The following is a 20156-nucleotide window of genomic DNA, read 5'->3' on the forward strand; positions in this document are numbered from 1 at the left end:
GGGAACAGACCGAGAAGTATGAGGGCGAAGGGATACGGCAGAATCGGTGCCATGGTGGCGACGGTGGAGATCTCGGCTCGGGAAGCCGAGGTGCTGGCGCTGGTGGGGGAACATCTCAGTAACGCCGAGATCGGGGCGAAGCTGTTCATCTCCGTGCGCACCGTGGAAAGCCACGTCTCCTCACTGCTGCGCAAACTGGAGGTGCCCGATCGGCGGGCACTGGCCCAGCGCGCGTCCGCTTCGGTACGCGACGACCGGCCGCACCCGGCGCCGGTCCTGCCGAGGCCGCTGACTTCCTTCATCGGCCGCGGCCGGGAGCGCGCGGAACTGACCGCGATGATCGGCGAATACCGGCAGGTGACCGCGGTCGGTCCCGGCGGAGTGGGCAAGACCCGGCTTGCGCTGGCCGTCGCGGCGGAGATGGCCGCTGCGTACACCGACGGGGTGTGGTTCGTCGACCTGGTGCCGGTCACCAGCGCGGACACCGGCGTGATCGCCGGTACGGTCGCCCTCGCGCTCGGCCTCGGCGAGCAGCCCGGCCGCGGCATGGACGAGTCTGTGCTCACCGCGCTGGCCGACCGGCACGCCTTACTGGTGCTGGACAACTGCGAGCATGTGCGCGACGGGGTGGCGCCGTTCATCGAACGACTGCTCGCGACATGTCCGCGATTGACGGTGCTGGCGACCAGCCGGGCCCGGCTGATGGTGCCGTTCGAGCGGGTGTACACGGTCGCGCCGATGTCCTTGGCCGGCGATGGCGACTCGGATGCGGTCCGGCTGTTCATGGACCGCGCGGCGGCCGGCGGCTGGCCGCCGAATCACGCCCTTCGCGACCAGGTCGCCACCTTCTGCGAGCGACTCGATGGTGTGGCGCTGGCGATCGAGTTGGCTGCCGCACGCTGGACGACGCTCGGGCTGGATGGTCTCGAAGCCGGACTGTCGGACCAGCTCAGGATGCTCGCCGGGGGACCGCGCGCCGAGGACCGGCACCGGTCGGTCCGGGCAGCGCTGGACTGGAGCCACGCCTTGCTGGAGCCGGACGATCGAGTGCTACTGCGCCGGGTGTCGGTCTTCATGGGCGCGTTCACCGTCGAGGCGGCGGCGCAGGTAGCGGCGTCCGAGAAAGCCGTTGTCGCAGACGGACTGGCCCGACTCGCCGAGCAGAGCCTGCTCGCGGTGACGGCATACCCGAGTGGGACCGGATACCGGGCGCTGGAAACCATCCGCCAGTACGGGACGGAGCAGCTCACGCAGGCCGGTGAACTGGCAGGCACCCGTGCGGGGCACCTCCGCTGGTGCCTGGCCGAGGCCGCCGAGCTGACGGTGGTGAAAGCGGACTGGCGGGCACGATTCGACGCGGTGGCCGACGACTTCCGCGCCGCGATGACGTGGGCGAACGATCGGCCGGAGCACCGCGCGGATGCCTTCCGGTTCGCCCAGCATCTGGCGCGACTGTGCTTCACCCGAAATCTGATCGGTGAGTCCCAGATGCGCTACGAGCAGGCGGCCGCGCTCGCCGACGACCCGTCCGCCGCCGCCTCGATGCTGCGCCATGCCGCTGCCGCGGCCGGAGGTCAGATGCGGGGCGACGATATGCACCGCCTGCACCGCGCGGCCGCGGAGGCGGCCCTCAGGTCCGGCGACTCCGCCGGCGCCGCCCGCGACCTGGCGACCGCCGCTGCCAACGGCTACCGGTTCGCGAGTAAGTTCGTCCGGCCCCTGGCACCGGAGGAAGCCATCGCGCTCATCACCGAGGCGCGGCAGCTCGCCGGTGTCGACCCGCCCGCCCAGGCCGCCGTGGCGCTGGCCGAAGCCGGACGAGCGCTCACCGATGCCCTCACCGGCCTGCACTCATCCGACCTTGTGTCCGAGACCGTCGCGCGCGCCGAACGTGCCGTCGAACTCGCCAGGCACACGGCTGATCCGCTCGCGGAGTCCGCTGCGCTCGACACACTCGCCGGGGCGCACAGCATGGCCGGTGACACCTTCGCCGCAGCGGCCGTTGCGCGTAGCCGAATGGTGTTGTTGAACTCCGCTCCGCATACCCCAGCCGGTACCCATGAGCTGATCGACGCGCTCGGCGAGGCCGCCGAGGCCGAACTCGGCGCGGGTGATCTGCTGGGCGCCCGCCGGTGGGCCCAGCAGCTCGCGGATCATCCGCTGCTCGCCGAGGTCGGACATCGCGCGACGAGCTGGCTGCTGGTGACCGACGCGTTGGCGGGCAATGTCGCGGAGGTACGCACCAACAGCGTCCGATTCCTCGAGTCGTGGCATCGGGTCGGCAACCCCGTCAAGTCGGTCCTCGGTCCGGCGGTAGCCGGCGTGGCGATGATCCACGACCTACGCGGCGACCATGACGCTCGGGCCGAATGGGACGCCGTCGTAGCCCGACTCGGCACGCCACCAGCGCATATCCACGGCTATGGCGCGGTCTTCGACGCACTCGCCATGCTCCACCGCGGGCAGGTGAGCGCGGCGTTGGAACGGATGGCAGCCGATCCCGGCGAGGTATGGAGATGGGTCACCTGGATCTGGCTGCACTGGTATGTGGCGCTGCGGGCTGAAGCCGCCGTGCTCGCCAAGGCCCCCGATGCCGCCGATCGCCTCGCCGAGGCCAGGACCATCGTCGCCGGAAACCCCATCGCCGGTGCCATCGTCGAGCGCGCCGCGGCATTGCACGCCGGTGACCGGCAGCGGCTGCTCGCCACGGCGGCCGCGTTCGACGCCGCCGGTTGCCGTTACCAGTCGGCGCGCACCGTGGTGCTCGCCGGTGGCGAGCACGCCGCACGCGGCGCGGCCGCGTTCGCCGAACTCGGCCTCGCCCCGATGGCGCCTATCACTTTGTGAACCGCCGTCTGCGCTCGGCTCACGCTTACTTCCCGCGTCCCGACCAACGACGGAACAATCGCCGGACGCGCTCGCCGAGACTCGGCGCGGGTTGCGGCTGCGCACGGGCGGTTTCGGCGTCCGCCGCGGCCGACGCCGCCTGGGCCAATCGCGCGTGCAGTTGTTCGCGCACTTGGTCCGGGGTGTAGGCACGGCGGCGGCGCTCGGCGCGCACCACCACGACACCGGTGGCAACCACACCGGCCACACCCGCCAATCCCACTGCCTTCCACCACCTCATACCGCATAGGCTACGACCATGACGGGGACGGGCATCGATCTCGACCGAGCGGTCGAGGTCACCAGGACGGGTGACATCTGGCTTTTCCGTGGCCATTCCACAGCCGACCGGGTGATTCGCATGACGACGAACAGTCCGGTGAACCATGTCGGGATGTCCGTCGTGATCGACGACCTGCCCGCGCTGATCTGGCACGCGGAGCTCGGACGATCACTGACCGACATGTGGTCGGGGACCGCGCACCGTGGCGCCCAGTTGCACAATCTGCGCGATGCCGTTCTGGTCTGGGCACACCGCTACGGTCAGCAGGCATGGTTGCGCCAGTTGAACCCTCCCACCACCCGCGCCATGGAGGACGGCGCGCTGCGCGCCATCGCCCGGCTCGACGGCACTCCGTTCCCCTCCACCGCGGGCTTGGCGGGGCGCTGGCTCCGCGGTCGTGCGCGTCTGCCCCGCAGGAAGACGAGTGGATCGACCGCCCGCGAGCTGGAGAACGCGTACTGTGCCGAAATCGTCGCCGCCACATACCAAGCGATGGGGCTACTGCCCGAGCGCCGCAGCCCCGACTGGTACGACCCGGGCCGATTCTGGAGCGGAGACCGACTGCAACTGTCCGGCGACTACGCATTGAGCGGCGAAATAGCCGTACGGACACCGGCTCGCACGGATTCCTGACGCGAACACGAGAGCGGGACCCGGCGGTCCCGAAGTAAAAATCACCTCGATTTTCACAATATGGAGCGGATAAGAACATCCGTACCGTGAGGCCATATGGTCCCATCATCCTATTTGTGCAGGGCGCATTACTTACCGGCGCATATTCGAGTTGTCGCATGACCACCTACCGGCAGGACGGATCGTCGGTCGAACTTCCCTCACTTCGGCCATTGTTGTTCACCGTTTACGTACCCGCGGCGGCGTACGGGATCGGCATGGGAGCCGCGGCGCCCGTCATGGCACTCACGGCGCTCGACCTGGGCGCGTCGGCCGCCGTCGCTGGTCTGACCGTCGCCCTGGTCGGCCTCGGGCAGATACTCGGCGACATTCCCGCGGGCCAGGTCGTCGCCCGGCTCGGTGAGCGGATCTCCATCATCGCCGCGAGTACGGCGGGTTCGATCGGCGTGCTGTTGTGCTTGTTCGCACCGGCGGTGCCGATTCTGGGTGCAGGGCTGATAATCGTCGGACTGTCCAATGCGGTCTGGGGATTGGCTCGAATGAGCTATCTGTCGGAAGTGGTGCCGTTCGAACGCCGAGCGCGGGCGATGTCGTTATTCGGCGGAGCCATGCGACTGGGATTCTTCGCCGGACCGTTTCTCGGTGCGGCCGCTATCACCGGCCTCGGCACGCGCGGCGGATTCGTCGTCCAGTTGATCGCCATCGCGATCGCCGGATGGCTGATGGCCCGGCTGCCGGACCCGCAGACCCCGGCCGCCGGAGCGATACCGAAACCGCCGCTGTCCCTGGTCGAGATCGCGCGAGCACATCGCGCGCTGTTACTGACGCTGGGCGCCGGGTCGTTGTTGATGGGTGCGGCGCGTTCGTCACGGGAAGCCGTACTGCCGCTGTGGGCCGATCATCTCGGCGTCGACGCCGCTACCGCGAGCCTGATCTTCGGCATCGGGGCTGGCCTCGATGTACTGTGCGCCTATCCCGCAGGGCATTTGATGGACCGGTACGGCAGGAGATTCATCGCCGTGCCGTCGTTGGTCATCCTGGCGGTCGCGTATTTGTCGGTGCCGCTGACCGATTCGGCGCTCACACTCGGCATCGCTGCGATCGTCATGGGAATCGGCAACGGCATCGGCAACGGTGTCATCATGACCATCGGCGCCGATATCGCGCCCGCCGCAAGTCGTGCCGAGTTCCTCGCCGCGTGGCGGCTCACCCACGACGGCGGTTTCTTCGTGGGCCCGTTGGTGATCAGTGGATTGGCGGCGATCGGTCCGCTGGCCGTGGCGGTCCTCGCCATCGGAGGCGTGTCGGCCCTCGGCGCCGGGGTGATGGCGCGATACATTCCGGTGTACATCCCTTGGCCCAAACCGAGCTATCGCGCAGTTCAGCCGTAGTTACCGTTCTCAGCCGACCAAATGAGGAAGACGGATCGGGCTCGCGCGCAACGACGCCCGATCCGTCGCATGCATTACTTCGGAGCCTGCGAGTTGTACTTGTTGGTGTAGAACTTCGACGGCTCGAACGAACCGGTGATGGCGCCGGTATCCCGCAACCAATCCTCCCAGCGCACGAAGTCGGCATCGACGATCACGCCGTTGACGGCAGGCACTCCGACCGAAAGCCAGTACTTCACCGACGAGGCGTCCTCCCCCGAACGCTTTCGCTTCTCGATGATTTCGGTGAACTTCGCGACCACCTGGTCACGAGGAGTCGTCTTCTGCCATTCGATCGCCTTGGCGACCCCGTCGACGAATGCCCGGACACTGTCGGGGTTCTTGGCGATGAAGTCGTTGCGGAACACGTACTGGCCGCCGTTGAAGGGACCGAACTCCTCGTAGTCGGTGAAGACCGGACGAAGGCCGCCATTGGCGATCGCGCGCTGCTGGAATTGTCCGCTCAGAGCGGCCACGTCGACCTGGCCGCGCCGCACGGCGTCCTCGGTATTCGGCGGGGGCAACACCACCAGCTGAACCGATTTGATCTGCTGCTCGGTGAAACCGACCTTCTTCAGCGCGGTGTGGATGTCCGCCTCGGACTGACCACCCAGGGTGTTCACCCCGATCTTCTTGTCCAGCAGATCCTTCGGAGTTCTGATCGGACTGTTCTCGGGAACATAGAATCCGGTGAACGTCTTCGCATCGGATCCGTAGTAGTTCACCACCGCTGTGATCGGCGCACCGCCCTGCGCCAGTTTCGCGACCGCGCCGCCGAACGCGCCGCCGAAATCGACCTGACCGGTCGCCGCCGATTGGATGTCCTGCGGACCGCTGATGGTATTGCCCTGCCATTCGAGCTTCACTTTGCCGTCGAAGAAGCCCAGATCCTCCGCGAGTTCGGGAATGACGACTTGCGAGGCCCAGCCTTGATACCGCAGGACCGGCACACCGCCGGAGGTGCGGACCTCCCCGCCACCGCATGCGGTCGAAAGCAATGCCAGAGTTGTGGCGACTACCGCGCCTATCAGAAACTTGCTGCGCGTTATCACGCTCATACTCTCCCTCGATACATCCGCCGACGCGCCATCGCGTCGCAGTGCAGCGATCGTTGAGCATGCGCTATTTCGTGTCCAGGGTTGTCTTCGGCGCGATTCGAAAACGACACGCGCTCGCGGTAGGCACATCGTCGTGCCCGCCGCGGTGCGACGCCCCGCGATCAGGCGCTGCGCGTACCTTCCAGCGGCCGTGTGGCGGTCGACTTCTCGGTCCGCCTGAAGGTCAGCACCCCGTCTTCGAGCGCGCCCTTGCGCAGCAGCTTGCGATCGCGGAAGTAGTTGTTGATCACCTGCCACGGGCCATTGGTGCCCTGCCGCGGCATCACCGCGTCGCCGCGCTGGATGTAGCCGGAGGTCAGTGCCCCGCCCATCACCGAGTCGGCGCCTCGGTCGCGCTCGGTGGCGACGGCCTCGACCCGGGTGAAACCGTTCTTCCTCATGTGGTTGAGCACCCGGCAGAAGTACTCGGCCGCCAGGTCCGCTTTCAACGTCCAGGACGCGTTGGTGTAGCCGAGCACCATCATCGCGTTCGGCACGCTGTCGAGCATGGCACCCTTGTAGACCACCCGGTCCCGGGTCACCACCGGCTCGCCGTCGATCTCCAGGGTCATGCCGCCCAGCATCTGCACGCTCAGGCCGGTGGCGCTGATGACCAGATCGGCGGGCAGTTCCTCGCCGGAGGCCAAGCGGATGCCGGTCTCGGTGAAGGTCTCGATGCGGTCGGTGACGATGGAGGCCTTGCCGCTGCGCAACACCTTGAACAGGTCACCGTTGGGAACCACGCACAGCCGCTGGTCCCACGGGTTGTAGTTCGGCGTGAAATGGCGCATGTCGATGCCGGGGCCGACCTGCATGCGCACGGCGGCCAGCAGGAGCTTCTTCGCCGCCTCCGGGTTGGTGCGGGAGAGTTGGAAGCTCGCGCGCTGCAAGGCGATATTGCGGGCCCGGCCGATCCGGTAGGCCAGCTTCTCCGGCACCTTGGCGGCTTTCATCCCCACCGCGACCGGGTCGTCGGCGGGCAGCGCGGTGATGTACGTCGGCGAGCGTTGCAGCATGGTGACGTGCGCCGCCGCGTCGCTCATGGCCGGGATCAGAGTGATCGCGGTGGCGCCGGAGCCGATCACCACCACCCTCTTGCCTGCGTAGTCGAGGTCTTCCGGCCAGTGCTGGGGATGCACGATGCGCCCACCGAAGTTCTCCTCACCGGGAAACTGCGGACGGTAGCCGTTGTCGTAGTCGTAGTAGCCGGTGCAGCCGACCAGGAAGTCGCTGGTGTGGATCTCGGTCTCGCCGGTCTGCTCGTCGAGCGCCTCGACCGTCCAGGTGGCCGTCTCGCTCGACCAGCGGGCCGTGGTGACCTTGCGGCCGAACCGGATGTGCTCGGTGACGCCGTACTCGGCCGCCGTCTCCTCGATGTAGTGGCGGATGTGCGGGCCGTCTGCGAGGACCTTGGTGCCGTTCCACGGGCGGAAGCCGTAGCCGAAGGTGTACATGTCGGAATCGGAGCGGATGCCGGGGTAACGGAACAGATCCCAGGTGCCGCCGATGGCGGTCCTGCGTTCCAGGATCGCGTAACTGCGTCCCGTCTGCTCTTTGGTGAGATGGCAGGCCATGCCGATTCCGGACAGCCCAGCGCCGATGATCAATACGTCGACATGCCGCGTCATTGAGGTACTCGTTTCGTCCGGTCCGCCTCGCACACCTGAGGGTGCGTGCTGAGGCCAGATTACGTGTTATTCGTGGTTACGTCTAGTCACGAATAGTGACACGTACCGAGACCGGAATAAAAACCGGCTTGGTTTCAAATCGTGACCTGAGCCGGCGGAGCGCCCAGCATGGATCACTGCGGCGCGCCCACAAGGCGCACCGCCCGATCTGTCCCACCCGAGGTGCCGCGGGGCCGTTGTGACCGCGACACCGGTTCGGGTCGCTTCGCGTGCGCGCTGGTCACCGCGGTGGCTCGGCCGCGGTCTCCGGAAGGGAGTTGGCTCAGCATGAGTCTGTCGTTCCACTGGTTCCTCCCCACTTACGGCGATTCCCGCGGACTGGTCGCGGGCGGGCACGGCACCTTCATGTCCGGTGATCGCCCGGCCAGCCTGCGGTATCTGAACCAGATCGGCGCCGCCGCCGAGGACAACGGGTTCGAGGCCGTGCTCACCCCCACCGGCGCGTGGTGCGAGGACGCCTGGCTGACCACCGCGATGATGGTGGAGACCACCGAGACGCTGAAGTTCCTGGTGGCATTCCGCCCCGGCCTGGTCAGCCCGACGCTCGCGGCACAGATGGCGGCCACCTTCCAGCGGCATTCCAGGGGCAGGCTGCTGCTCAACGTGGTGACCGGTGGCGAGCCGCACGAGCAGCAGGCCTACGGCGACTTCCTGGACAAGTCCCAGCGCTACGCACGCACCGGCGAATTCCTGCATGTGGTGCGGGAACTGTGGACCTCCACCGAGCCGGTGACGTTCGAAGGCGAACACATCCGAGTCGAGCAGGCACTGCTGAGCAATCGACCGGACCCGGTGCCGCCGGTGTTCTTCGGCGGTTCCTCCGAACCCGCGGGCCCGATCGCGGCCCGCTATAGCGACACCTACCTGACCTGGGGCGAGCCGCTGCTCGCGGTGAGCAGGAAGCTGGAATGGATCCGCCGTCTGGCGGTGGACCACGGACGCGTCCTCGACTACGGCCTGCGCATCCACGTGATCAGCCGTGACACTTCCGAGCAGGCCTGGGCCGAGGCCGACCGGCTGCTGGCCGGCATCGACCCCGCCGACATCGAGCAGGTGCAGGCGAACCTGGCGCGCAGCGAATCCGAAGGCCAGCGGCGCATGCTGGAACTGCACGGCGGCAGCACCGAACGGCTGGAGATCGCGCCGAATCTCTGGGCGGGCGTCGGCCTGGTCCGCGGCGGCGCGGGCACCGCACTGGTCGGCTCGCATGCCGAAGTCGCCGAACGGCTGGCCGAATACGCGCGCCTGGGCATCACCCACTTCATCCTCTCCGGCTATCCGCACTTGGAAGAGGCGTACTGGTTCGGCGAAGGCGTGCTGCCGATCCTGGAGCGCAAAGGCCTGTGGCGGCATCCCAACCGCACCGAGCACATCGCCGCCGCCACGCCCTTCGCGACCTCATCCGGCAGCTGAGCGCAACACCCCAGTTATTCCCACGCGCTGCTACGCGGCGAGAATGGTCTATCTGTCCGGCACACCGGCCGCGACCGACGGACCGTTCCTGAGGGAGTCATGACCACCGCATCAGCCCGGCGATGGCGCCGCCGCCTGCCCGACACCGCGACCGAAGCGGGCGCGCCCACGCTGGCGCGCAGGCTCGGTCGGCTCGATCTCACCGCCATGGGCGTCGGCACCATCGTCGGCGCGGGGATCTTCGTCATCACCGGCGTGGCGGCAGCGGAGAAAGCCGGGCCCGCCATCATGCTGTCGTTCGCCTTGGCCGGAACGGTGTGCGTGCTGGTGGCGCTGTGCTACAGCGAACTCGCGGCGATGGTGCCGGTCTCCGGCAGCGCTTACACCTATACCTACGCGACCCTTGGCGAAGCACCGGCGTTCCTGGTCGGCTGGAACCTGCTGCTGGAGTTCGTCATCGCGGGCGCCGCGGTGGCGATCGGCTGGTCGGCGACCACGGTGTCCGCGCTCGATTCACTGTTCGGCATCACCGTCCCGCACGCACTCGTCGCGGGGCCAGGAGAAGGCGGCGTGGTGAACCTGCCCGCCGTACTGATCGTCGCCGCCGTCGTCGCGGTGCTGGTGGGTGAGGTGACGTTCACCGCCCGCATCACCAAGGCGCTGGTCCTGGTGACCATCAGTGTGCTGGTGCTGGTGATCGCCGTAGGCACCCCGCACGTGAGCGTGGACAACTGGACCCCGTTCGCGCCGTTCGGGCTCGGTGGGATCATCGGCGGCGCCGCGATCGCGTTCTTCGCCTTCCTCGGTTTCGACGTGGTCGCCGCGTCGGCGGAGGAGGCGCGCAACCCTCGGCGCGACGTACCCTTCGCCATCATCGGCACGGTGCTCATCGCCACCGTGCTCTACGCGCTGGTCAGCGCCGTGCTCACCGGCATGGTGCCGTTCGCCACGCTGAACAACAGCGCACCGATCGCCGCCGCGTTCGGCGCGGTGCGCATCGGCTGGATCGGCGACGTCATCGTGATCGCCTCGATCATCGCGCTCACCAAGGGTTTGCTGCTGATCGTGTACGCGCAGGTGCGGTTGATGTTCGCGATGTGCCGCGACCGGCTGCTGCCCTACTCCCTCGCGGCCACCGGCAAACGTGCCACTCCGGTGCGGCTGACGTTGCTGCTGGGAACGCTCGGCGCGGTCATCGCGGGACTGCTGCCGATCGACATCGTGGTGGAACTGGTGAACATCGGCGCGCTGTCGGCGTTCGCGGTGGTGTGCGTGGGCGTGCTGGTGCTGCGCCGGGTGGAGCCCGAGCGCGAACGCCCGTTCCGCACCCCTCTGGTGCCCGTGGTTCCGGTGCTCGCGCTGGTCGGGTGCCTGCTGCTTGCGACCACGCTGGATGCGCTGACCTGGGTGCGGTTCGGCGTGTGGGTGCTGGTCGGCATCGCGGTCTACCTCGGATACGGACGCAAGCGCTCCACCCTCGCCGAGCCGCGGCTGGACGCCGCCCCGCCGACGGGATCCTGACTCGGCGATACACCTGACGCCGATTTGCACTCGCTGCCGAAACATTCTGCGGCACAATCTTTTATCCGGCATCGAGTGCATCGGCGGTTCCACGTGGATCACGACGGGCACCGCCACCAGGCGACACGCTCCGGACGATCCCACCACTCGCGCGGCCGAGTTGTGAATCACAACATCCGGACCGGCACGCCGCGGCATGGGCGATTAGGGTCGGTCAGGTGACCTGGACCGTGGGCTTCGACCTCGACATGACGCTGATCGACTCGCGGCCGGGCGTCGCGCGGGCCATCGACCTGCTCGGCATCGAATTCGATCTGCCGCTGAACGGGACGACCTTCGCCGATCGGCTCGGCCCGCCGCTGGCCACCTTGCTCGTCGAAGCGGGCGCACCCGAGGATCTCGTCCCGGCCCTGGTGACCCGCTACCGCGCGCTCTATCCGACGATCGTGTCGAGCATTCCCCCCATGCCCGGCGCGCAAGCCGCACTGGCGGCCGTCGAGGCACGTGACGGACGAGTGGTCGTCGTCACCGGCAAGCACGCCCCGCTCGCACAGCTGCACCTCGCCGAACTCGGTTGGCGCGTCGATCATCTCGCGGGCGACCTCTGGTCGGCAGGCAAGGCGGCGACGCTGCGCGAACAGGGAGCGAATCTGTTCGTCGGCGACCACGTCGGCGACATGAACGGCGCGCGCGCCGCGGACGTCTTCGCGGTCGGCGTCAGCACCGGGCCGTGCTCGGCCGACGAACTGCGCGCGGCGGGCGCGGACGTGGTGCTTGCCGACCTCACCGAGTTCCCCGCCTGGCTCGCGACGGAATTCGGAGCGGTCACCGCTTAACCCACCTCCGATCACGGCTCCTCCCCTTCGGGACTGCTCGCGCGGTCGCCACGGCCATGTGCGACGGGCCGATAGCGGCACGAGGCATTCGCGGGTGAAACGACGGCCTGCCCAGCCTTCCGCGAACGCTCCACGCCGAAAACTTGCGGTGCAAGTTTTTTCTTCGCTAGCCTACCGCGCATGAACCTCGAACTGTCCGGCGAGCAGACGGCGGCGCGACAGCTGGCGGCCGATTTCGTCGACCGGGAGATCGCGCCGCACGCCACCCGGTGGGATCGCGACGAACAGGTGGACCGGTCGATCGTCGCCCGGCTCGGCGAACTGGGCTTCCTCGGGCTCACCATCCCCGAGCAGTACGGCGGCAGCGCGGGCGACCACCTCACGTACTGCCTGGTCCTGGAGGAATTAGGGCGCGGCGACTCCTCCGTGCGCGGCATCGTCTCGGTGTCGCTCGGCTTGGTCGCGAAGTCGATTCACCACTTCGGCACCGAGGAGCAGAAGCAGGCCTGGCTCACGCGACTGGTCGCCGGCGAGGCGCTCGGCTGTTTCGCGCTCACCGAGCCCGGTACCGGATCCGACGCCGCCCAGTTGCGCACCCGCGCGGTGCGCGACGGCTCGGACTGGGTGCTGTCGGGCACGAAGATGTTCATCACCAACGGCACGTGGGCCGATGTGGCGCTGGTGTTCGCGCGTACCGGCGGCGAAGGGCATCGGGGCATCAGCGCGTTCCTGGTCCCGACCGACTCCCCCGGCTTCACCGCGCGGGAGATCCACGGCAAGCTCGGGCTGCGCGGACAGGCCACCGCCGAACTCGTGCTCGACGGGGTGCGCGTCCCCGACAGCGCCCGCCTGCACGCCGAGGGCAAAGGCTTCACGGTGGCGATGGCGGCGCTGGCCAAGGGCCGCATGTCGGTCGCGGCCGGTTGCGTCGGGCTGGCCCAGGCGTGCTTGGACGCCGCCGTCGGCTACGCCACCCAGCGGGAACAGTTCGGCAAGCCGATCGCGGCCCACCAGCTGGTGCAGGAGCTGCTCGCCGACATCGCGCTGGACGTCGACGCGGCGCGGCTGCTGGTGTGGCGGGTCGCCGATCTCGTCGACCGCGGCGAGGAATTCGCCCTGGCGTCCTCCAAGGCGAAGCTGTTCGCTTCCGAGGCCGCGGTCCGTGCGGCCGATCGCGCGGTGCAGGTGTTCGGCGGCTACGGGTACATCGACGAGTTCCCCGTCGGCAAGTATCTGCGCGACGCCAAGGTGATGACCCTCTACGAGGGCACGAGCCAGATCCAGAAACTGCTCATCGGCCGCGCACTGACCGGCGTCGCCGCGTTCTGACAGGAGTACATCCGATGCACCGCTTCACCGACCGGGTCGCCGTTGTCACCGGCGCGGCTCAGGGCATCGGCGCGGCCACCGCGCTGCGCCTCGCCGCCGAGGGCGCCGCCGTGGCCGTACTCGACCGCGAAGAGCCCAGCGAGACCGCCGCGCGGATCACCGCGGCGGGCGGCGTGGCGCGCGGTTACGTCTGCGACGTCACCGACCGCGCGTCGGTGCAGAACGTATTCGACCGTGTCGCAACCGATCTGGGCAGTCCGCAGATCTTGGTGAACAACGCGGGGATCACGCGCGACGACCTGTTCTTCCGCCTGACCGAGGAAGACTGGAACGCGGTACTCGCGGTCAATCTGACCGGCGCCTACCACTGTGCGCAGATAGCGCAGACGTTCATGGTGGCCCAGCGATACGGCCGGATCGTGTCGCTGTCGAGCCGGTCGGCGCTCGGCAATCGCGGCCAGGCCAACTACGCCGCCGCCAAGGCGGGCATCCAGGGACTGACCGCGACGCTCGCTCTCGAACTCGGGCCCTACAACATCACGGTGAACGCGGTGGCGCCCGGCTATATCGCCACCGCCATGACCGCCGCCACCGCGAACCGGGTCGGCGTGACGGCCGAAGACCACCAGAAGGCCGCCGCGGACCGTACGCCGCTGGGCCGGGTGGGACAGCCCGACGAAGTCGCGGCGGTCATCGCGTTCCTCGCCAGCGACGAGGCGAGCTACGTCAGCGGCCAGACGCTGTATGTCAACGGAGGCGCCCGCTGACTTGCGCAGGCCCGGTCCGAGGCACCCATCGGCCCGCACCGTCCGGACTTCGCGTCGATAGCCGGTCCCGTCGTCGGCTCACCACGGGACCGGCCCGGTGCGGTCGAAGAACCCGCCGGTGGGTCCGTCCGGCGGGAGCGTCGCCAGCCGCACGATCGCGTCGGTCCCTTCGGTGACGGTCTGGAAGCCGGAGTGACCGTTCAGGTCCGTCGCGGTGTAGCCGGGGTCGGCCGCGTTGACCTGGATGCCAGGAAGCGCGCGGGCGTACTGCGAGGTGATCATGTTCAGCGCCGTCTTCGACGCCGGATACGGCAGGCCGAGCAACGTGGATTCGATCCGGGCCGGGTCGGAGGTTCGCGCCAGTGAACCGATACCACTGGACACCATCACGATCCGCGGCTGCTCGGCGGCACGCAGCAGCGGCAGGAACGCGTTCGTCACCTGCACCGGACCGAAGACATTGGTTTCGAACATCGCGCGCATGTCCGCGGCCTCGACTTGATCCGGCAGTTTCCGGGTCCCTCCGATACCCGCGTTGTTGATCAGCACGTCCAGCCGCGCGGTGCGCTGCCGTAGCTGCTCGACCGCGGCCGCGATCGATGCGGCGGAGGTGACATCGAGCGGGATGAACTCGACCGGCGCCCCCGTCGCGGTCAGCTCCGCCGCAGCCGCCTCCCCCAGCTTCTCGTCCCGCGCGGCCAGGAACACCCGCCAGCCCAAATCCGCCAACCTGCGGACGGTTTCGCGTCCCAAGCCCTTGTTCGCCCCGGTCACCAGGGCCGTAGTCGTATCGTTCACGGATGCCAGCGTCACGTGTCCAAGCAACCGCGCACCAGGGCTGCCAACTCCTGGGAGCAGCGCTCCCACCCCGGCGTCGACCGGCTGCGGCATGATCGGGATGTGGATCGAACCGAGCTGGCCGCGTTGCTCCGGCAGGCGCGCGAGCGAGTGCGTCCGGTGGACGTCGGGCTGCCCGCGGGCTCGCGCAGGCAGGTGCCGGGACTGCGGCGCGAGGAGGTCGCCCAGCTCGCTGGCGTCAGCGTGGACTACGTGGTGCGGCTGGAACAGGGGCGCGGTCCCCGTCCGTCCAGCTCGGTGCTGGCCGCGCTGGCCCGCGCGTTGCGGCTCAACGACGAGGACCGCACGCTGCTGTTCCAGCTCGCGGGCGCGGCGCCTCCGCAGGAGGACCGCATCGACATGGTGGTGCGGCCCAGCGTCTTGCGTCTGCTGGACCGGATGGCGGATCTGCCCGCGCTGGTGCTGTCGGCGAAAGCCGATCTGCTGGCCTGGAATCCGATGGCGACCGCGCTGCTCGGCGATTTCTCCGTGTGGCCGCCCGCCCAGCGCAACATCATCTGGCAGCGTTTCCTCGGCACCGAACCCGGGCGGGTGATGATGACACCCGCCGAGGCCGACAATGCCGCGGCGTTCTCGGTCGCCAGCCTGCGCAGCGCTCGCGCGCGCTACCCCGACGATCCCGGCCTCCTACGCCTGGTCTCCGAACTGCGCGCCCGCAGTCCACGATTCGAGCAACTGTGGAACGCACGGCGGTCGGGGCAGTGGCGCAGCGCGACCAAGACGATCGATCACCCGGACCTGGGCTCGTTGCGGCTGGACTGCGACACCCTGCTCGTGCCGGACACCGACCAAGCCGTCGTCGTCTATTCGGCGGCGCCCGGCAGCCGGGAAGCGTCGGCCCTGGAGTTGCTCCGGGTGACCGGTGCCCAGCGGTTCACGGTGACGGAGCCCAACGGCTAGCCACCGCCTTACGATGACAGCCGTGCGCGACGATCCCTACTGGAATCACAACACCCGCTACCACTCCTGGCTGTTGAAGCAGGTGCCACTCTCCGCGCGCACCGCCCTCGACATCGGCTGCGGGGACGGGCTGCTGGCGGGCAAACTGGCCGGACGCGGGCTGGCGGTCACCGGGATCGACGTCGACCCGGACATCATCGCCGCAGCCCCCGCCACGACGGGCGTGTCGCTCGAACAGGCCGACTTCCTCGACTACGCGGGCTCTTTCGATGTCGTCACCACCGTGGCCACGCTGCATCATGTTTCGCTGCGGGCGGGGCTCACGGCACTGCGCGACCTGGTCGCGCCCGGCGGCGTGCTCGCCGTGGTCGGGTTGTGGAAGATGACGCCGCGCACGGACTTCCACTACTTCCCAGTGGTGCCGCTCATCCGGGCGATGGACCTCGCGCACCGCGTCTCCTGGCCGAGTGCGCGAACGCGCGACCCCGTGGACGGATACGCCGAGATCCGCTCCGCCGCAGCGGAACTCCTGCCCGGAGCGCGCATGCGGCGGCGGCTCATGTGGCGCTACACACTGCTGTGGCACAAACCCGCGTGATCGTCCATCGCGAGGACGCACCCCGCTAGAGTCGTGGGCATGCCGCCGCTTCGGGAGCACAGACCGCGAAAGGCCATCCGCACGCTGCCCGACCACGCCGTGCCGACGCCGCCGCTACTACCCGGCGAGGAGGTGGACGTACGGCACGCAGGCGCGGCGTGACCACCCGCGCACTCGGCGGAGTCGTCTTCGACGCCGCCGCCGTCGTCGCGTTCGCCAACCGCGCCAACTACGCCCAAGCGGTCGTCTGGGCGACGGTCGACGCGGGAAACACCATCGTCGTTCCGAGCACCGTTCTCGCGGCGGCGCGCACGCACATTCCGGCCGATCGGCTCGACATCCTGGCCGTGCTGGTCGGCCTGCCGCACACCGTCGTCCCATCGTTCGACCGCACCGTGAGCCCGCCGCTCACTCCACTCGGCGGCGCGGCCCCCGCCGACGCCCTCGTCGCCGCGGGCCATGTCACCCGCGAGGCGGTCGCCCGCACCTGGCCCTGCCTGACCAGCCGCCCGAGACGGCTCAGGCAGATCGATCCGCGCGTCATCATCGATCCACTGCCGTGACTCGCGTCCGGCGGATCAGCGCAGCAACGCGATGACCGGGGCGAACTTCTCCATGCTGTCCTCGAGGACGGTGATGTAGGTGATGCCGTAGCGATCGCGCCGATCGCGCAGGCGGTCGGCCATCTCCTCGGGAGTGCCCATGAGCAGGATCGGATGTTCCTCCGGGGAGTCGGCGACGTCGGGCGGCAGCGCCGGACCGAAGACCTCCAGCACGCTCGCGCGCTCCTCGGGCGGCACCACCCGCTGCACGAGGATGTTGAACTCGACCTTGTCCAGCCGCGGACCGAGCAGATCCCGCACATAGACGACGCGCTCCTCGATCTCGTCGAGCCCGGCCATCTGCAGTGGCCCGCCATTGCGCGCGGCCGCCGCGCCCGTGAAGGCGATGATGTCGGCGTGCCGCGCGGCGACGGCGAGCAAGCGATCACCCCATCCGCCGATGAGCACGGGCGGTCCCGACGGCTGTGCGGGTTGCGGCTGATACTCCGGATCGGCGAACAGGCCGCGCAATGTGACCACCGTCTGTTCCAGGTGCTCGACGCGCTTGCTCCCGCTTTCGAAGGGGATGCCCGCGGCCTCGAATTCCGCCTGCACGTAGCCAGCGCCGAGCCCGAGTTCGACCCGCCCGTCGGTGAACTGGTCGGCACCGGCCACGTCGCGGGCCAGCAGGACGGGGTTGTAGAACGCGGTGTTGAGCACGAAGGTGTTCAACCGCACCCGCTCGGTCGCCTCGGCGGCCAGGATCATCGCGGGGAACGGCGCGGGCAGGCCGAGATGGTCGGCGACACCCACCACGTCGAAGCCGAGTTCCTCTGCTCGACGGCACTTTTCGATCCAATTCGACCTGGACTCGGGGACCACCATGTTGACACCGAACCGGAAGGGGCGCTGCGCAGTCACGTGTCCTGTCTAGCGAACCGGGCCGGACCGCCGTACTTCGGGGCCGATTCAGCACTGGGCGAGCGCACCCGCGGCCACCACGATGCCGAGCAGCGCGACGACAGCGGCGACCACCGGTACCGGCCTGCGCAGCGCCCGACGGACCGGGCCGGGAGCGTTGCGCGCTGCGGCGTTCGCGCGCGGGGATCGACGGGCGAACCAGCGCCGCGTCATGGCGACCGTGGTGATGATCAACGTCGCGATCAGCATGCCCGCCCCCTCAGACGCGTACGGCGCGCGGCGCGACCGCCCGGGAGGTGGACTTGCCTCGCGGTGGTTCGACGATCCCGTGCTGCAGCAAGCTTTCGGCGGTGTCCAGCACGGTTTCCCGTACCGGGCGCATGGTCCAGCCGAGTTCGCGCCGGGCCTTCTCGGCGCTGAGCGACTCGGTGCGCCCCAGGGCCGGCAGGGTCAGCCGGACGCCCTTGTCGAAGATCGCTACGCCGCGCACCAGCCAATTCGGCAACTGTCTGGTCGGCACCCGGAATCCGCGCGGCCCGAATTCCTCGGTGAGGATGCGCGCCATTTCCCCCATCCACAGGTGCTCGCTCGCGCAGATATAGCGGTTGCCTGCGGCCTCCGGTGTTTCCAGCGCGAGCCGATGCGCCACGGCGAGATCGCGCACGTCGACCGGCGCCCAGCCGACGCGGGGCGTGCCGGGCACGTCCCCGGCGAGCAGTCTCCGTATGGGCTCGTGCGAGGTGCTCGTCGTGGTGGACAGCACCGGCCCCAGCACCATTCCCGGGTTGACGACGACCAGTTCGAATCGCTCGCCCGCCGGAAGCCGTGCGACGAAATCCCAGGCCGCCCGCTCGGCCAGCGTCTTGCTCTTCTGATAGGCCGGGCTGCGCTCGACCACCGTCCAGTCGGCCTCGGTGCGCAGAACGTCCTCGGCGTGCCCGGCGACGATCGCCGCGATCGAGGAGGTGAGCACCACCCGGCGGACGGTGCCCGCGGCGGCGCAGGCGCGCAGCACGCGCAGCGTTCCTTCGACCGCCGTGTCGATGAGTTCTCGCTCGTCGTCGGGCGGGGTGGTGGGGAACGGCGAGGCGACGTGCAGCACCGCGGCGCTACCCGCGACGGCGGCTGCCCAGCCGTCGTCGCCGTTCAGGTCGGCTTGCGCGAACTCCAGTTCGCCCCCGGTTCGCCGGGCCAGTTCGACCAGGTGTGCCCGTTTGCCGGTGTCGGCGAGGTCGCGAACCGTCGCGCGCACGGCGTAGCCATGCTCCAGCAATTCGGCGATGACGTGACCGGCGACGAAACCCGTTGCGCCGGTGACCGATACCCGTGTGCTCATTTCTTCATCCGTCTCGTGAAGTGGTTGCGCCGCACTCATCTGAGCGCCGCTCAGATAATCTAAGCACCGCATAGTTAGGTTGTCCAGGACACGTCGCATACGCTCGGACGGTGACGCGGACCAGTTACCACCACGGCGCCCTGCGCGACGCGCTGCTGGCCGCCTGCCTGCGTTTGATCGAAACCGAAGGGCTCGCCGCGGTCAGCCTGCGCCGGGTGGCTCGCGAGGCAGGCGTGAGCACCGCGGCGCCGTACCACCACTTCCCCGACCGAGCCGCGCTGCTGGCAACACTGTCCACCCAGGGTTTCCAGATGCTCGGAGCGCAACTGGCGGCCGCCCGCGCCGAGGCGGAAACGCCCATGGCCGCCCTGACCGCGCTGGCGAACACCTATGTGCGGTTCTCCCGTGAGCAACCGGCCTACTTCCGCCTGATGTTCCGGCCCGAACTCTCCCAGCCCGACAAGCATCCCGACACCATGGCCGCCGGCGACGCGGCTTTCGGAGTGCTGGCCGACGCGATCACGGAGTGCGTTCGCGCGGGCGCGCTGCCCGCCGACAAAGCCGACACACTGGCCGTCATGTTCTGGGGACTCGGCCACGGCCTGGCCTCGCTGTGGCTGGACGGACAGCTGGAGAAGCGCGCGGGACAGTTCGGCACCACCGGCTCGGCGTTGGTGGACGACGTGATGCGGACCTTCGCGACATTGATCGAACCCGGCGCGCCGCCGCTGCCCTAGAGTGAACGCCAGACGTTTGCTCCTCCGATGCTCCCCACACCGATCCGAGAGGACGACACGGATGACCGCGCAGCTGGATCCGACGGTGCAGGAGTTCGTCGACGCGCTCAACGCCAATGATCAAGACCGGTTCTACGCGGTGCTCACCGACGACGCCACCATGTCCGACGACGGTGTGGAGCGCAACCTCGCCCAGTGGACCGAAGCGGAGATCTTCGACAGCAATGCCCGCATGCAAGTCGAGTCGGTCGGCGACGACGGCACCGAACTGGTCGCCGACTACACCAATACACGCTGGGGCTCGATGCGAACCACCTGGCGATTCGTCCTGCGCGAAGGCAAGGTGAGCCGTTTCGAGACCGGGCAGGCGTGAATGCCCTT

Annotated in this window: 21 protein-coding genes; 14 read left to right on the forward strand and 7 right to left on the reverse strand. The window is 68.8% G+C overall.

Annotated elements, in window-relative coordinates:
- Window positions 1-51 precede the first annotated feature (51 nt).
- Window positions 52-2847, forward strand: coding sequence for an ATP-binding protein (locus ACIHAX_RS14765; RefSeq protein ID WP_397277851.1), 2796 nt, complete (start codon window positions 52-54; stop codon window positions 2845-2847).
- Window positions 2848-2872: 25 nt separating this feature from the next.
- Here ACIHAX_RS14765 and ACIHAX_RS14770 read toward each other — a convergent pair whose 3' ends face one another.
- Window positions 2873-3127: a hypothetical protein gene (locus ACIHAX_RS14770; protein WP_397277853.1), complete on the reverse strand. Its 255-nt coding sequence runs from the start codon at window positions 3125-3127 to the stop codon at window positions 2873-2875.
- Between the two features lie 18 nt (window positions 3128-3145).
- Between ACIHAX_RS14770 and ACIHAX_RS14775 the strand changes: the two genes are divergently transcribed.
- Together ACIHAX_RS14775 and ACIHAX_RS14780 are read left to right on the forward strand one after the other, a co-directional pair.
- The gene (locus tag ACIHAX_RS14775; protein WP_397277855.1) at window positions 3146-3802 is read left to right on the forward strand and encodes a hypothetical protein; all 657 of its coding nucleotides are present in this window, start codon (window positions 3146-3148) and stop codon (window positions 3800-3802) included.
- A gap of 158 nt (window positions 3803-3960) precedes the next feature.
- On the forward strand, window positions 3961-5193 hold the full coding sequence (locus ACIHAX_RS14780; protein ID WP_397277857.1) for an MFS transporter: 1233 nt from the start codon (window positions 3961-3963) through the stop codon (window positions 5191-5193).
- 74 nt (window positions 5194-5267) lie between these two features.
- Here the strand turns inward: ACIHAX_RS14780 and ACIHAX_RS14785 are convergent, their stop codons facing one another.
- Window positions 5268-6290, reverse strand: a complete 1023-nt coding sequence (locus ACIHAX_RS14785; RefSeq protein ID WP_364426286.1) for an ABC transporter substrate-binding protein — start codon at window positions 6288-6290, stop codon at window positions 5268-5270.
- 161 nt (window positions 6291-6451) lie between these two features.
- Window positions 6452-7957 carry a flavin-containing monooxygenase gene (locus tag ACIHAX_RS14790; RefSeq protein WP_397277859.1) on the reverse strand — a complete coding sequence of 502 codons (1506 nt, stop codon included), beginning with the start codon at window positions 7955-7957 and terminating at the stop codon, window positions 6452-6454.
- A 327-nt stretch (window positions 7958-8284) separates the two neighbouring features.
- On the opposite strand from ACIHAX_RS14790, the gene ACIHAX_RS14795 reads away from it, so the two are divergent.
- The 5 genes from ACIHAX_RS14795 (at window position 8285) to fabG (ending at window position 13883) form a co-directional block, all read left to right on the forward strand.
- On the forward strand, window positions 8285-9430 hold the full coding sequence (locus tag ACIHAX_RS14795) for an LLM class flavin-dependent oxidoreductase (protein ID WP_397277861.1): 1146 nt from the start codon (window positions 8285-8287) through the stop codon (window positions 9428-9430).
- Window positions 9431-9529: 99 nt separating this feature from the next.
- Window positions 9530-10951 (forward strand): amino acid permease, encoded by a 1422-nt coding sequence (locus ACIHAX_RS14800; RefSeq protein WP_397277863.1) that lies wholly within the window; start codon window positions 9530-9532, stop codon window positions 10949-10951.
- 218 nt (window positions 10952-11169) lie between these two features.
- Complete coding sequence (locus ACIHAX_RS14805) at window positions 11170-11787, forward strand: haloacid dehalogenase-like hydrolase (protein WP_355073927.1); 618 nt, start codon at window positions 11170-11172, stop codon at window positions 11785-11787.
- Between the two features lie 180 nt (window positions 11788-11967).
- Complete coding sequence (locus tag ACIHAX_RS14810) at window positions 11968-13116, forward strand: acyl-CoA dehydrogenase family protein (protein ID WP_356964311.1); 1149 nt, start codon at window positions 11968-11970, stop codon at window positions 13114-13116.
- 14 nt (window positions 13117-13130) lie between these two features.
- On the forward strand, window positions 13131-13883 hold the full coding sequence (fabG, locus tag ACIHAX_RS14815; protein ID WP_397277866.1) for a 3-oxoacyl-ACP reductase FabG: 753 nt from the start codon (window positions 13131-13133) through the stop codon (window positions 13881-13883).
- 78 nt (window positions 13884-13961) lie between these two features.
- On the opposite strand, the gene ACIHAX_RS14820 is transcribed toward fabG, so the two are convergent.
- Entirely contained in the window at window positions 13962-14681 is a 720-nt protein-coding gene (locus tag ACIHAX_RS14820) for an SDR family oxidoreductase (RefSeq protein WP_397277868.1), read from the reverse strand.
- 15 nt (window positions 14682-14696) lie between these two features.
- Here ACIHAX_RS14820 and ACIHAX_RS14825 point away from each other — a divergent pair, with 15 nt between their 5' ends.
- The 4 genes from ACIHAX_RS14825 to ACIHAX_RS14840 are packed head-to-tail and all read left to right on the forward strand — an operon-like array spanning window position 14697 to window position 16802.
- Complete coding sequence (locus ACIHAX_RS14825) at window positions 14697-15641, forward strand: helix-turn-helix transcriptional regulator (RefSeq protein WP_397277870.1); 945 nt, start codon at window positions 14697-14699, stop codon at window positions 15639-15641.
- Between the two features lie 13 nt (window positions 15642-15654).
- A complete protein-coding gene (locus ACIHAX_RS14830; RefSeq protein WP_397277872.1) occupies window positions 15655-16239 on the forward strand; it encodes a class I SAM-dependent methyltransferase in 585 nt (194 codons plus the stop codon).
- A gap of 39 nt (window positions 16240-16278) precedes the next feature.
- Entirely contained in the window at window positions 16279-16401 is a 123-nt protein-coding gene (locus ACIHAX_RS14835; RefSeq protein ID WP_355073936.1) for a hypothetical protein, read from the forward strand.
- Window positions 16398-16802 (forward strand): hypothetical protein, encoded by a 405-nt coding sequence (locus tag ACIHAX_RS14840; protein WP_364426312.1) that lies wholly within the window; start codon window positions 16398-16400, stop codon window positions 16800-16802. Before ACIHAX_RS14835 ends, ACIHAX_RS14840 begins: the two co-directional genes overlap by 4 nt.
- A 15-nt stretch (window positions 16803-16817) precedes the next feature.
- Here the strand turns inward: ACIHAX_RS14840 and ACIHAX_RS14845 are convergent, their stop codons facing one another.
- From ACIHAX_RS14845 to ACIHAX_RS14855, 3 genes are read right to left on the reverse strand one after another with little or no spacing between them, the layout of a single operon-like run.
- On the reverse strand, window positions 16818-17702 hold the full coding sequence (locus ACIHAX_RS14845; protein ID WP_364426315.1) for an LLM class F420-dependent oxidoreductase: 885 nt from the start codon (window positions 17700-17702) through the stop codon (window positions 16818-16820).
- Window positions 17703-17750: 48 nt separating this feature from the next.
- Entirely contained in the window at window positions 17751-17951 is a 201-nt protein-coding gene (locus tag ACIHAX_RS14850; RefSeq protein WP_364426318.1) for a hypothetical protein, read from the reverse strand.
- A 10-nt stretch (window positions 17952-17961) separates the two neighbouring features.
- Window positions 17962-19038, reverse strand: a complete 1077-nt coding sequence (locus ACIHAX_RS14855) for an SDR family oxidoreductase (RefSeq protein WP_397277875.1) — start codon at window positions 19036-19038, stop codon at window positions 17962-17964.
- 110 nt (window positions 19039-19148) lie between these two features.
- Here ACIHAX_RS14855 and ACIHAX_RS14860 point away from each other — a divergent pair, with 110 nt between their 5' ends.
- Together ACIHAX_RS14860 and ACIHAX_RS14865 are read left to right on the forward strand one after the other, a co-directional pair.
- Window positions 19149-19775 carry a TetR/AcrR family transcriptional regulator gene (locus ACIHAX_RS14860; RefSeq protein WP_355073945.1) on the forward strand — a complete coding sequence of 209 codons (627 nt, stop codon included), beginning with the start codon at window positions 19149-19151 and terminating at the stop codon, window positions 19773-19775.
- A 61-nt stretch (window positions 19776-19836) separates the two neighbouring features.
- Window positions 19837-20148: a nuclear transport factor 2 family protein gene (locus ACIHAX_RS14865; RefSeq protein WP_355073947.1), complete on the forward strand. Its 312-nt coding sequence runs from the start codon at window positions 19837-19839 to the stop codon at window positions 20146-20148.
- The last annotated feature ends 8 nt before the right edge of the window (window positions 20149-20156 follow it).

It is taken from the genome of Nocardia sp. NPDC051929 (assembly GCF_044548645.1).
GTDB lineage: Bacteria > Actinomycetota > Actinomycetes > Mycobacteriales > Mycobacteriaceae > Nocardia > Nocardia sichangensis.